The following is a 12,342-nucleotide window of genomic DNA, read 5'->3' as shown; positions in this document are numbered from 1 at the left end:
GCGGCGAAGTTACCACGATTGAATCTTCGGCAACCAGGATCTTGTCCGGCCCCGCCGCGCCCCTTTCGAACACCGCCCCGGGCCCGGGGAACGGCCCCGGTGGGACGGGCCCGCAGGGACGCCCGGTCCCGTTCGCGGCCCGGGCGTCCGGGTCGGCCGCCGTCAGCCCAGGAGGACGGGGAAGGCGGCCATGTCGTTCTGCGTCATCACCGGAAGCTTGGTGATCTCCTCGTCCGGGACGGCGAGGCGGAGGCCGGGGAAGCGGCCGAACAGGGCGGGCAGCGCGATGCCCGCCTCGACGCGCGACAGGGCCGCGCCGGGGCAGATGTGCGGGCCGTGGCCGAAGGTCATGTGGCGGTTGCGGGTGGGCCGGGTGATGTCGAACGCGTCGGCGTCGGGACCGTGCTGCTCGGTGTCGCGCCCGATGGCCCGGTAGGAGATGACGACTCCCTCGCCCTTGCGGATCACCTCGTCGCCGACGGCTATGTCCTCGGTGGCGAACCGCATCAGCAGGTGGGTGGTGGGGGTGTCCCAGCGCAGCGTCTCCTCGACCACCGCGTCCCAGCCGATCTCTCCGGCGAGCACCGCGCGGAGCTGGTCCGGGTGGGAGAGCAGGGCCCGCACGGCGTTGAGAACGAGGCCGATGGTGGTCTCGTGCCCGGCGGCGACCATGGCCTTGAGGTTGCCCACGACCTCTTCCTCGGTGAGCGGGTCGCCGCCCTCCTCGGCCAGGATCAGCGCACTGGTGAGGTCGTCGGTGGGCCGGGCGGTCTTCTCCCGGACGAGGTCGGTGTAGAAGACGTCCAACTCGGCCAGCAGAGCCAGGCGTTCGTCCTGCGGGGTGAGCATGGAGAAGAACGCCTTGTACTGCCGGGTGAGCATGGCGTGCTGGGACTCGTCGACGCCCATGAGCATGCCGACGACCTTCATCGGCAGCGGCTGGGCGAACACCGCCTTCAGGTCGACGGCGCCGTCCTCGCCCTGCGCGGCGTCGAGGGCGTCCAGCAGTTCCTCGGTGAACTTCTCGATGTCCGGGCGGATCGCCTCCAGGCGGCGAGGGGTCAGCGCCTGGGAGGTCTTGGTGCGCAGCCGCCGGTGTTCGGACCCGTCGACGGTGAACATGGAGCGGCCGGCGTCGATCATGCCGATCAGCGGCCATGCACGTGTCACCACTCCGCTCTGCCACAGGCCCCAGGCGTCGATGTCCTTCACCAGCCGGGGGTCCACGAGGAGTTGGCGTGCCTCGGCGTGCCGGGTGACCGTCCAGGCCGGCACGCCGAGCAGGTCGATCCGGGCGAGGACCCCGGCGTCGCGCAGCCGCGCGGTCTCGCCGTCCAGGTCCTGGACCATGGGGTCGATGGTGATGACCCCGGCGCTCCGGTCGGCTTGTGCGGCTTCGGCGTGCGGGCAGTTCACAATGCGTCTCCTGTCGTGCGTACGGGGGTGAAGCGGACGGGCAGCGCGGTCGTCCCGCGCAGGAACGCGGACGGCCGGCGGACCAGTTCGGTGGCGGGTACGGCCAGTTTGAGGTCGGGCAGCCGGTCCAGCAGCACCTCGATGCCGGTACGGGCGATGATCTCGGCGATCTCCTGGGCGGGGAAGGGGCAGCGGTACTCGCCGTGACTGAACGCCAGGTGCGCGCTGTTGCCGCCCTGCCCGGAGCGTACGGCGGAGGCGGTGACCTGCTGCCGGATGTGCGGGTCGGCGTTGGCGGCGCCGAGGCCGAGGAGCAGCATGTCGCCGCGGGCGATGTTCCGGCCGCCGAGCCGGCTGTCGCGGGCGGCCCAGCGGCCGGCCAGGATCTGGGTGGGCCCGTCCTCCCAGAGCACTTCGTTCATGGCCTCGGCGACACTGTGCCGGCCGCCGGACAGGGCGTCGGCGAACTGGTCCTCGGTGAGCATCAGCCGGGTGGAGTTGCCGATCCAGTCGGCGGTGGTCAGATGCCCGGCCGCCGTGATGGCCATCAGGTCGAGCGCGTACTCCTCGTCGGTGAACGGTTCGGGGTGGGCGAGCATCCGCGAGGTCACGTCGTCGCCGGGGTGCGCCCGCTTGGCCGCGACGAGCCGGTGCATGTGCTCGCCGAAGCGCCGGTGCGCCTTCTGTGCGTCGGGCCCGCCGTCGGCGAGGTCCTTGAGCACCCGCGCGATGTCGGCGCCCTCGTCGTCGGGAAAGCCGACGAGGCGGGCGAGCACCAGGACGGGCAGCGGCTCGGCGAACTCGGCGACGAGGTCGGCGGTGCCCCGGCTGCACACCGCGTCGATGAGCCGGTCGGCCAACTGCTCGCAGTGCTGCCGGATCTCGAAGGGGTCGGCCCCTTCGAGGGCCGGCACGACCATCTCGACGTGCCGGCGGTGTTCGGCCCCGGCGGTGAAGTAGATCGAGGGCATGGGGGTGCCCACCATGGGCAGCAGCGGCCAGTCGGCGGGGATGTTCTCCCACTGGTTCCACAGCGATACGTCCCTGGGGTACAACTCCCCGTCGCTGGTGACCTGGTGGAGTTCCCGGTAGCCGATCACCAGCCAGGCGGGGAAGCCGCCGGGCAGTTCGACCGGGACGACGGGCCCGTGTTCGCGCCGCATGGACCGGTAGAGCGCCTGCGGTTCGGCGGTGAAGCCGGGTCCGCCGAGCTGGACGGCGCCCGTACCGGCGCCCATCGGGCAGCCTCCGCCGACGCCGGTCGTGGACGCGGGCATGGCGGACGAGGGGTTCGTCATCGTACGGACTCCAGTGGCGACGGCTTCGCGCGTTGTGACCATACGATCAACGCGGCACCACTATAAGGAGGTTTCGTGAACCCTTGGAGGGCTTGAGCGATCATTTTCGACCGGACATGGAACGGTTCGGACTTACTCTCCCCTCTTCCCCGGGGTGAAGGCCACCTGTACGGTCCACTCTCCGGTGCGCAGTGTCAGACCGTCCGTCAGGTCCTTCGACCGCTCCAGGTCGGTCAGCCACAGGTTGACGGCCGAGCCCAGGAGCACCGGGTCGAGCGCGGGCCGCCTGGCGCCCCAGGCACGTTCGGTGCGCGCCTCCAACTGCCGCCCTCCGCGCAGCTGGACAAGGCAGCGGGTCTCGTCCAGCCGGGCGACCAGGACGTTGAGGTTCTCGTGGCGCCGGGCCGCGTCCGCGATCCAGTCGAGCGCGGCCACCTCCGCGTCCTCGACCGTACGGGCCAGCACCTCCGCGGCGTTCGGCCAGTGCGGGTGGTTCTCCTCGGTGGTGACGGCGTAGAAGCCGAGCGCCTCCGTGTGGTGCCCGGCGACCAGGGGCCGCCGCCGGACCTCGGCCACGCCCCACGCGTCGTGCGTCCCGGTCACGTCGTACGCCGTCACCTGCGCTTTGCGGACCGGTTCGGGCGCCGGTACGGGAACGGGCCGCGGCGCTTCCCGGGGAGCGCGGACCCCGCACCCGGCGAGGAACTCGTACATCCGGGCCCGCGTCACCTCACCGGAGGTGTCGACCGACGCGAGCTGCCCGTCGACCACCGGTCTCAGCGCCGCCGGGTCGTGCCGGCGCGCCGCGTCCAGCAGTTGCGCGAGAACGTCCCCGTCGGGGTCCAGGCGCGGCGCGCCCCGGGCGAACGCGGCGGCGGGCGAGAGCGGGTCCAGCTCGTCGAGGCCGGTGGCCGCGAGGAGCGTGACGCGGTCCGCGGCGGCCGAGTAGAACGACGTACTGCCGTGATCGCCGACCACCCAGTCACTGGCCACCACCGCGGCGCGCCAGCCCTCCTGGGGCGGAATGACCATCAGCCCGGCGTCCATCGCGGCTCCGAGCCGCTCCAGCACACCGGCGTGGGTGTGCCGGGCCCACACATTGGGGTGGAAGACGGCCGCGACGGCGAACTCGTCGGCCGGGAGCGAGGTGACCAGCCGCAGCGGCAGGTCCGGATGGAGCCCGAGCAGCGAGTGCTCGCTCCAGGTGGAGTGCACGACGACCAGCCGCCGCCCGTCGACCGCACCGAGCCGCGAGCGGTACCGGTCCCGGTGGGACATGCTCGCGGTGATGCGCTGGAAGCACCAGTCGCCGACGGCCAGGGCGTACGGAGCGGCCTCGGGGCAGGTCTCGGCGAGCCGGTCGATCTGCCCCTGGTGGGAGACGCCGATCGCCTTCGGGACCACCTTGCCCCGCCACATCAGCTCACGACGCGACAGCCCGGCGGGGGCGAGGGCGTCGCCCGTCGACTCGGTGACGAGGCGGTTGTACCCGGCGCCGTGCGGCAGCACCATCAGCGGGGCGTCGAGCCGGCGCATCGTCGGATGCACCGAACAGCTCACGGCCAGGTCGAAGGAGCGCCGGGTCGCCTCCTCCCAGCTCAGCACATGGACCCCGAGGCCGGACAGATAGGTGTCGAGCCCGTCCGCGAACGCCGAACCCGGGTTGACCGTGTAGTACTTCTCGATGCCGTCCTCGCTGCGCAGCAGATGCATCACGTCCGCCACCCGGGTGGCGGACGTGAGCGTCCGGGCCACTCCGAGCACCTCGGCCCTGGGCGGATCCCAGGTGTTCCAGCGGGACGGGTCCGACCGGCCCGAACGACGGAACCAGCCGGACGGGCGGCTCAGCAGTGATGACACCGAGGACAACGCGTGGCTCCGGGGGAGGTAAGGGGACAGGGAGAAGGGTAGGCGGAGGCTCAGGCCGTCGGCGCGGCCGGTGGCCTCAGCCCCATGGTCGCTCGCAGCGTGGCGAGCTTCTCCTCGCAGGCGGCCCGCAGCGGCCGGTCCTCGGCCCGGTCGGCCAGTGCGGTGAGCAGTTCGAGCGCCTGGTCGAGCTTGGCGAACTGTTTGAGCCCGGCCGCCGCGTCGGCCGCGGCGCCCGCGGCGGCCACCGCCCGGTCCAGCGAGCCGAGCCCGGCGAAGGCGTGCGCCCGTACGAGGTCGATCCGGGGCAGCATGGGTTCGTCGCCGGTGGTCCGGGCGGTCTCGGCCGCCTCGTCCAGCACGTCGAGGGCGTCGGCCCACCGCTCCCCCGCCACCAGCGCCTGGGCCACGTTGTAGCTCTGCACGACGATGCCGTGCGGGTCGGGGACGGCGCGGTTGGCCGCCAACGCGCGTTCGAAGAGCTGCCGCGCCTCCTCAGCCCGCCCGCGTGCCGCCCCGGGCGACTCCTCCGACCGGCCGCGCGCCAGGGCGATGAGCCCGCGGCTCTCCTGGACGACCCCGCTCAGCCGCGGGTCGCCGGCCAGCCCCAGCAGGTCGACCGCGGCGTCGAGCTGGGACTCCGCGCGGTCGAGGTCGCCCAGCTCGTAGGCGGCCCGGGCGACCTGGTTCCGCATCCGGACCTCGACGTCGGGGCGAGCCTCGTGCTGGGCCGCCTCGATACCGAGGAGGCCCGACTCGACGCAGTCCGCGAGATGTTTACGGCTGTGGTAGAGCGCCCACAGCGATTCGCAGAGCCGCCACGCCTCCTCGTACCAGCCTTCGTCGACGGCGACCCGGACGGCGGCCCGGAGGTTGACGCGTTCCGCGTCGAGCCACTCCAGGGCCTCGGCCCGGCCGGTGAACAGCGTGCCCCGCACGGCGAGTTCGGAGAGCGGGCGGCCCGGCGGCGGCTGGATCCGGAACCGGTCGCCCAGCACGAGCGCGTCGCCATGGGCCGCCGCGTCGGCGTAGAAGTCCACGACGAGCCGCAGGACGGCCCGCCGCCGCTCCTGGGGCAACGCCCGTGCGCGCAGCCGGGCATGGGCCCGCACCACGTCGTGCAGCCGGTAGCGACGGGGCCGGTCCGACGACTCCACCAGGACCGCGAGCCGGCAGGACAGCAGCTCACCGAGGCCCTCGTCGACCCGGGTGGCGCCGGCGGCCGCCAGCAGATCGGCCGTGGCCGTCGTGCCGGGCAGGACGCCCAGGAGGTCGTAGAGGTGGCGGGTGTGTCCGGCCACCCCCGCCACCACCGAGTCCAGCACCGCGTCGACGGCCTCGCCCACACCGCCCTCCTCGGTCTCTCCGCCCGCACCCATGGTCACCGCCATCGCCTCCCGTACGCCGTGGTCGCCCGTTCCGTGTCGCCCGGCCGTCAGATCCCGCACCACGTCGTCGAGGGTCAGCTGCGGCCGGGCGGCCAGCCACTCCAGCGCCGCCCGCAGCGCCAACGGGTGCCCCGCGCAGAGCCGTACGACATCGGCGGCCGTGCCCTCGTCCGCGTCGGCGTGCCAACGGCGTACGAGCTCCGTCCCCGCGGTCTCGTCCAGCGGGGCGACATCGATGAGCACGGCCCCGTCCATCAGCAGCGACGGCAGGACCCGGCGCCCGGTCGCCACGAGCAGCCCCTGCGGCGGCACCAGGGCCCTCGTCTCCGGGGCGTGCTGGACGTCGTCCACCTTCACCAGGAGGCGGAGCGTGGCGGCGACGCTGCGGAAGAGCGCCGTCCGTTCGGCGAGTCCGCCGGGCACGTAGTCCTTGTGGACCTTGAGGGCGCGCAGGAACTCCCCGAGCACCGCGGCGAGGTCGACCGCTCCGTCCCGGCGGTGGTCCGCCAGGTCGACGTAGAGCTGGCCGTCGGGATAGAGATGGTGCAGCTCGCGCCGGACGGCCTGGGCGACGAGCTGCGTCTTGCCGACCCCGCCGACCCCGACCACCAGCACGACGCCCGGCTCCGGTCCGGCGGCCAGGGACAGGGCCGCGTCCCGCAGATCGGCCAGCTCCTTCGTCCGGTTGACGAACACCCGGCTGGGCATGGGCCCCTGGCTCGGCGGGACGTCCGGCGGGGGCGTGGGCAGCTGGATGCCCTCGATCTGCTGCGCCATCAGGACGGGCCCGACGATGACGGCGTCCCCCGACACCGTGTTGTACGCCGCGTGGGACGCGGCCCCGCCGCCGTCGGTACCGAAGCTGTTCAACCCGTCTCCTTCCGCCGGTGCGACCACCTCGCGCAGGTGAACGCGCCGGTTCCCTTCCCGGCTTCCGTGGACCGGAACCCGCCCCGGCCTCGCACTGTAGTCCCGCCGCTCTACGATCGGAGGCGTGTGCGCAGACGTCATAGTTGCCGAGGACGACGAGAAGCAGGCCGAACTCGTACGCCGCTATCTGGAACGGGAAGGACACGCCGTACGGATCGTGGGCGACGGCCTCGCCGCGCTCGACGCCGTCCGGCACCAGGAGCCCGACCTGCTCGTCCTCGATGTGATGATGCCCCGGGCCGACGGCCTGGACGTGGTGCGGGTGCTGCGGGCCGAGGACCGCGGACTGCCGGTGCTGATGCTGACCGCCCGATCGACCGAGGACGATCTCCTGCTCGGTCTCGACCTCGGCGCCGACGACTACATGACCAAGCCCTACAGTCCGCGCGAGCTGATGGCCCGCGTCCGTACGCTGCTGCGGCGGACCCGGCGGCCGCTCGCCCCGGAGCCGGTGGCCGAGGACCCCGTCCTGCGCGTCGGCGCCCTCGTGGTCGACCCGGAGCGGCACGAGGTGTCGGTGGGCGGCGCGACGGTGGAGTGCACCCCGGGCGAGTTCCGGATCCTGGCGGCCCTGGCGGCGGAGCCGGACCGGGTGTTCAGCCGTCAGCGGCTGCTGGAGGAACTCCACGGCTTCGACCGCTACATCAGCGCCCGGACCGTCGACGTACACGTCATGAACCTGCGCAAGAAGATCGAACGGGCCCCGCGCCGGCCGGAGCGGCTGCTCACGGTCTTCGGCGTCGGTTACAAACTCACCGACCCGGCGAAGGCCGCCCGGCGTGCGTAGGACGCGCGGCGGGGGCGCTGGGGTGGAGGCCGCAAAGGGACGTGGCGGCCGGGCACGGCTGCCGCTGCGCCGGAGCCTGCTGGGGCGGCTGCTCGCCGTTTCGGCGCTGGTGGCCGCGTGTTCGGTGGCGGCCACCGCCTGGATCGCCGTGCAGACCACCTCGGGCGCGATCAAGCAGGAGCAGGGGCAGAACCTCACCGCGGACGCCCGGATCTACGACACCCTGCTGGAGTACGCCGCCCGCAACCCGACCTGGGACGGAGTCGGCGCGACCGTGCGGGAGCTGGCCCGGGAGTCGGGCCGCCGGGTCGCCCTGACGACGCAGAGCCGGCAGCCGCTCGCCGACTCCGCCACCGCGGCGACCGCCCCGGCGCTCCCGCCGCAGGCGTCCGCCGTGGTCGACCCGTTGTCCGTGGACACCGTCCTGGCGGCGCGCGGCACCGACGGGCAGCGCACGGCGGCCGACCGGATCGATCCGCGGGCGGTGGGCCCGTTCCGGTTGTCGACGGCCGACAGCACGGCGTTGCGGCGGACCGCCGACGCCAAGGTGGCGTGTCTGAACCGGGCGGGGATCGCCTCCGATGTGGTGGTCGGCGCGAGCGGCCGGCCCCGGGTGCAGATCGTGGGCAACGATCCCGAACGCGCTCTGGGCACCCGTTGCGATCTCGCCGCGCTGGACACGCCGACCCGTTCGGAGCAGAAGGCGCTCGACGCGCTCACCGCACTGGCCGACGCCTGTCTGAAGCGCCAGGGCCGCGAGGGCGTGCGGCTGAACAACGATCTGTCCTGGGGCGATCCGGCCGCCGTGGAAGTACCGGGCGAAGCCGGGCCGCTGTCGCCACGGCCGGTGCCGGAGCCGGCGCCGCGCGACGCCCCCGCCGCGGAGCCCGCGCCGTCCGCCGTGCCGCAGGAGCGCACCGGGGAGAACGACCGGGCCATCGCGTCCTGTGTGGGCACGGCCCGCAGCGAACAGCTCAGTTCGTACGTGGCCTCCCCCGCCCTCCTCTTCATCGGCGACGAGGGCGGCGCGACCCTGCCCGGCTTCGACCTCTCCCCCGCGAACACGGCCAAGATCGCCGGAGCCGCGGCGCTCGTGCTGGCCCTCACCGTGGGCGCGTCGGTGTTCGCGGGCACCCGGCTGGTGCGCCCGCTGCACGCGCTGACCGGAGCGGCGCAGCGGATGCGGGACGGGGAACAGCCGGCGTCGGTGCCCGTGTCGGGGGACGACGAGGTCGGGCGGCTGGCCGCCGCGTTCAACGACATGTCCGCGCACCGGGCGCGGCTGGAGGAACAGCGCAAGGCCATGGTGAGCGACGTCGCCCATGAGCTGCGCACCCCGCTGAGCAACATCCGGGGCTGGCTGGAGGCCGCCCAGGACGGACTCGCCGACCCCGACCCGGCGTTCGTCTCCTCGTTGCTGGAGGAGGCCGTGCAGCTCCAGCACATCATCGACGACCTCCAGGACCTGGCCGCGGCCGACGCCGGGGTGCTGCGGCTACATCCCGAACCCGTCGGAGTCCGGGAGCTGCTGAGCCAGGTCGCCGCCGCCCATCAGGCCCGGGCGGAGAACGCGGGCGTCGCGCTCACCGTCGCGGTCGCGGCCACCGGCCCGGAACCGGCCCTGCGCGCGGACCCGGTCAGACTCCGGCAGGCGGTGGGCAACCTGGTGTCCAACGCCGTACGGCACACACCGGAGGGCGGTCGGGTGACGCTGAGCGCGTACGCCTCCGATGCCTCCGATGCCTACGCGGGCGGGGATGAGGGCGACGACGGGGGGAAGGCGTGCGACGGCACGGTGGTGATCGAGGTGCGGGACACCGGCTCCGGCATCCCCGCCGAGGATCTGCCGCACGTCTTCGACCGGTTCTGGCGCGCCGAGAAGTCCCGCAGCCGTCGCACGGGCGGCAGCGGACTGGGCCTGGCCATCGTCCGCAAACTGGTCGAGGCGCACGGCGGCACGGTGGAGGCGACGAGCACCGAGGGCGAGGGGTCGACATTCGCTCTCCGGCTGCACGCCGGACCGGAGCCGTCCGTCCCCTGACGGGATGACCCCGGTGAGAGGCTCCTGATGAGATCCCCCCGGATGAGACGTCCCTGATGAGACGTCGCTGATGGGATGACCACAGCGTTCTGACAGCTTCTTCATATCTCCACGCCAGCCTGGCCGCATGCCCCGTCCCCGGTGCGCACCCGCATCCGGGACCGTCATGGGGCCGAGTATGGAATGGAGCCATCCGTATGACCGCTTTGATCTCTCGCCCCACCCTGCGTGCGGCCGTCCTCGCCGCTGTCGCGGCCGGTGCGGTGCTGGTCCCGTCCGCCGCCGCCTTCGCCGACGCCTCCCCGAAGCCGTCGGAGCCCGCCGTGGCCACGCCGTCCCCGGAGCGGAGCGAGGCCGCCGCGGAAGCCCCGAGGGACGCCGCCCCGTCGGCCGTCCCGCGCGGCGGCGTGGCGGCGGGCGACCGCCCGGCGCCCGCGCCGAAGGAGGCCGCTCCGGCGGAGGCCGCACCGTCGGTCACGCCGCGCGGCGGTGTCGCCGCCGGTGAACGTCCCGCGGGCAGCGGTGACAACAGCACCGCGGTGCTGGCCGGTTCGGTGGCCGGGGCCGCGCTGCTCGCGGGCGCGGGCACGATCGTGCTGCGCCGCCGCTCGGCGGCGGGCCACAACGGCTGACCCGCACCGCGCACCACCGCTGACCGTGGCGCCGCCCCGCACCGGGGCGGCGCCACACCCACGCACGCCCCTTCCCCCTCCCACCCCACCCCGATTCCGGAGCCCTCTGTGCCGTCCCCGTCGCCGTCCCCGTCGCCGTCCCGTACGCCCCACCGCTTCCGGCGGACCGCCGCCCTGCTGACGGCCGTCGCGGCCTGTGTCGCCCTGGCCGGCTGCTCGTCCGCCGAGCCCTCCGCAGCCACCGGCACCACCGCCGCCCCCTCCGCGTCGGCGCGGGACGAGGCGGGCTCGGGGTCGGACACGCCGCCCCGGACCGATGAGCCGGAGCGGAAGGCTCCCACCGAGGTCTCCATCCCCTCGATCGGCGTACGGAGCACCCTCATGGAGCTGGGTCTCAACGCGGACGGCACGGTCGAGGTCCCGCCCGCGGAGCAGGGCATGACGGCGGGCTGGTACAGCGGCGGATCCACGCCCGGCGCACCGGGGCCCGCCGTACTGATCGGCCACAACGACACCCGCTTCGGCCGGGCCGTCTTCCACGACCTCAAGAAGATCCGCGAGGGCGCCGAGGTACTGGTCCGCGACGGGACGGGGAAAACTCTGCGCTTCACGGTCACGGGCAAGGAAGCGGTCAGCAAGAAGGCGTTCCCCACCGAGAAGGTCTACGGCCCGACGAAGGACAGCACGCTGCGGCTCATCACGTGCGACGGGGAGTTCGACGCGGAGGGCCATCCGGTCGACAACCTCATCGTGTACGGCGCCCTCGACCGATAGACGGCGTGTTCGGTGCGGGAATCCGGATGGCGGCCGTCCGGACAGACTCGTGCCATCCGATGTCTACCCGTGGGTAACTGCCGCTGCTTTGATGGGTGGCACCCGGTACGCCCCCCACCAACCCGCAGGAGATTCCGTGCCGAACACCGCGTTCCGCCGTCTGACCGGCGTGGCCCTGTCCGCCACTCTCGCGTCCGTCACCCTGGCCGTGAGCACACCGCAGGCGTCGGCCGCCGAGACCCCCGCACTGCGGGTGCTCTCGTACAACGCGTTCCTCTTCAGCAAGAACCTCTACCCCAACTGGGGTCAGGACCACCGAGCGGCCGAGATCCCGAAGACCTCGTTCTTCCAGGGCAACGACGTCGTGGTGATCCAGGAGGCCTTCGACAACAGCTCCTCCGACGCGCTGCTGCGCAACGCCGCCGCCCAGTACCCGTACCAGACCCCGGTGGTCGGCCGGAGCAAGAGCGGCTGGGACGCGACGGGCGGTTCGTACGCGGCGGCGACGCCGGAGGACGGTGGCGTCACCATCCTGAGCAAGTGGCCGATCGTGCGCAAGGAGCAGTACGTCTACAAGGACGCGTGCGGCGCCGACTGGTGGTCGAACAAGGGCTTCGCGTACACGGTGCTGAACGTCAACGGCGCCCGCGTCCACGTCGTCGGCACCCACGCCCAGTCCACCGACCCCGGCTGCTCGGCGGGCGAGGCCGCCCAGATGCGCAGCCGGCAGTTCAAGGCGATGGACGCGTTCCTGGACGCGAAGAACATACCGGCCTCGGAACAGGTCGTCGTGGCGGGCGACTTCAACGTCGACGGGCACTCGGCGGAGTACGCCTCGTTCCTCTCCGACGCCGGCCTCACCGCACCGGACGCGCGGACGGGCCACCCGTACTCCTTCGACACCCGCGACAACTCCATCGCCTCCGAGCGCTACCCCGACGACCCGCGCGAGGACCTGGACCATGTCCTGCACCGCGCGGGCCACGCCAAGCCGTCGGGCTGGAAGAACGATGTGATCAAGGAGGAGAGCGCCCCCTGGACGGTGTCCAGCTGGGGCACGAGCTACACGTACACGAACCTCTCCGACCACTACCCGGTGATCGGTTCCGGCCAGTAGCCACACCTTGACGCTGCCGTCCCCTTCCGCCCCGCGCCGGAGGGGACGGCGACATCGCCCGGCTCCTGCCGATATATCGTGGCCAGCGCTTGT

Annotated in this window: 9 protein-coding genes; 5 read left to right on the top strand and 4 right to left on the bottom strand. The window is 73.1% G+C overall.

The window, feature by feature from the left end:
• Nucleotides 1-162 precede the first annotated feature (162 nt).
• The 4 genes from ACSMXR_RS31975 to ACSMXR_RS31960 form a co-directional block, all read right to left on the bottom strand.
• Nucleotides 163-1,416, bottom strand: coding sequence for a cytochrome P450 family protein (locus ACSMXR_RS31975; RefSeq protein WP_473170471.1), 1,254 nt, complete (start codon nucleotides 1,414-1,416; stop codon nucleotides 163-165).
• Nucleotides 1,413-2,714 (bottom strand): cytochrome P450, encoded by a 1,302-nt coding sequence (locus ACSMXR_RS31970; RefSeq protein ID WP_473170470.1) that lies wholly within the window; start codon nucleotides 2,712-2,714, stop codon nucleotides 1,413-1,415. Before ACSMXR_RS31970 ends, ACSMXR_RS31975 begins: the two co-directional genes overlap by 4 nt.
• Nucleotides 2,715-2,846: 132 nt before the next feature.
• The gene (locus ACSMXR_RS31965) at nucleotides 2,847-4,583 is read right to left on the bottom strand and encodes a hypothetical protein (protein WP_473170469.1); all 1,737 of its coding nucleotides are present in this window, start codon (nucleotides 4,581-4,583) and stop codon (nucleotides 2,847-2,849) included.
• A 50-nt stretch (nucleotides 4,584-4,633) separates the two neighbouring features.
• Entirely contained in the window at nucleotides 4,634-6,838 is a 2,205-nt protein-coding gene (locus ACSMXR_RS31960; RefSeq protein WP_473170468.1) for a regulator, read from the bottom strand.
• A gap of 124 nt (nucleotides 6,839-6,962) precedes the next feature.
• On the opposite strand from ACSMXR_RS31960, the gene ACSMXR_RS31955 reads away from it, so the two are divergent.
• From ACSMXR_RS31955 to sph, 5 genes are all read left to right on the top strand, one after another.
• Nucleotides 6,963-7,685, top strand: coding sequence for a response regulator transcription factor (locus ACSMXR_RS31955; protein WP_473170467.1), 723 nt, complete (start codon nucleotides 6,963-6,965; stop codon nucleotides 7,683-7,685).
• A 22-nt stretch (nucleotides 7,686-7,707) separates the two neighbouring features.
• A complete protein-coding gene (locus ACSMXR_RS31950; protein ID WP_473170466.1) occupies nucleotides 7,708-9,726 on the top strand; it encodes an ATP-binding protein in 2,019 nt (672 codons plus the stop codon).
• 197 nt (nucleotides 9,727-9,923) lie between these two features.
• On the top strand, nucleotides 9,924-10,358 hold the full coding sequence (locus ACSMXR_RS31945) for a hypothetical protein (RefSeq protein WP_381793231.1): 435 nt from the start codon (nucleotides 9,924-9,926) through the stop codon (nucleotides 10,356-10,358).
• A 108-nt stretch (nucleotides 10,359-10,466) separates the two neighbouring features.
• Entirely contained in the window at nucleotides 10,467-11,132 is a 666-nt protein-coding gene (locus tag ACSMXR_RS31940; protein ID WP_473170465.1) for a class F sortase, read from the top strand.
• A gap of 136 nt (nucleotides 11,133-11,268) precedes the next feature.
• Complete coding sequence (gene sph, locus ACSMXR_RS31935) at nucleotides 11,269-12,249, top strand: sphingomyelin phosphodiesterase (RefSeq protein ID WP_364887729.1); 981 nt, start codon at nucleotides 11,269-11,271, stop codon at nucleotides 12,247-12,249.
• Nucleotides 12,250-12,342 lie beyond the last annotated feature (93 nt).

The organism is Streptomyces sp. DSM 106670 (genome assembly GCF_055792845.1).
Note: the sequence above shows the minus strand (reverse complement) of the source record. Positions and strands in the feature narration are given on the sequence as shown.

Coding starts and splice junctions, on each gene's coding strand:
- ACSMXR_RS31945 (WP_381793231.1), top strand. CDS start 9,924: ATGACCGCTTTGATCTCTCGCCCCACCCTGCGTGCGGCCGTCCTCGCC.
- ACSMXR_RS31970 (WP_473170470.1), bottom strand. CDS start 2,714: ATGACGAACCCCTCGTCCGCCATGCCCGCGTCCACGACCGGCGTCGGC.